General features: G+C 43.7%; 1 pseudogene. It reads left to right on the forward strand.

Annotated features, from left to right (window positions below):
- Nucleotides 1–514: pseudogene (locus A3766_RS08590) on the forward strand (polyribonucleotide nucleotidyltransferase); the annotation flags it as partial.
- Nucleotides 515–694: the final 180 nt, after the last annotated feature.

Below are 694 nucleotides of genomic sequence, written 5' to 3' on the forward strand. Positions count from 1 at the left end.
CTACAACTTCCCTCCTTACTCTGGTGAGTGTGGTCGTATGGGTCCTCCAGGTCGTCGTGAGATCGGTCATGGTAAGTTGGCTAAGCGTGGTCTTCAGGCGCTTATGCCTACCGCTGAGGAATTCCCATACACAATTCGTTGTGTATCTGAAATCACAGAATCTAACGGTTCTAGCTCAATGGCAAGTGTTTGCGGAAGCAGCTTGGCAATGATGGATGCGGGTGTACCTTTAGCTGCGCCAGTTGCGGGTATCGCAATGGGCTTGGTTAAAGAAGGTGATGACTTTGCCGTTCTGACTGATATCTTGGGTGATGAAGATCACTTAGGCGATATGGACTTTAAAGTAGCGGGTACTGACGAAGGTATTACTGCTTTGCAGATGGATATCAAGATCGAAGGTATCAATGAGCAGATCATGGATATCGCACTTAAGCAGGCACACGATGCTCGTATTCATATTCTTGGTGAAATGAACAAGGTAATTGATGCATCTCGCGAGAATTTTTTTTTCTAGGTTTTTTTTTGGTGTACTATGAGGTTTCTTTTTTTTTTGATGTGTGACGTTGTTTTTTTAGGTGTTTTTTTTTTTTTTTTGTTGAGTGAACAGACTGGGTTATCAGGTGAGTGTGTGGATGTGGGTTCGTTTGAGTGATTTGGTGAAGACAATGCGAGTGCTCAAGCAGCTATCGATATG

The sequence above is a fragment of the Oleiphilus sp. HI0132 genome (genome assembly GCF_001635845.1).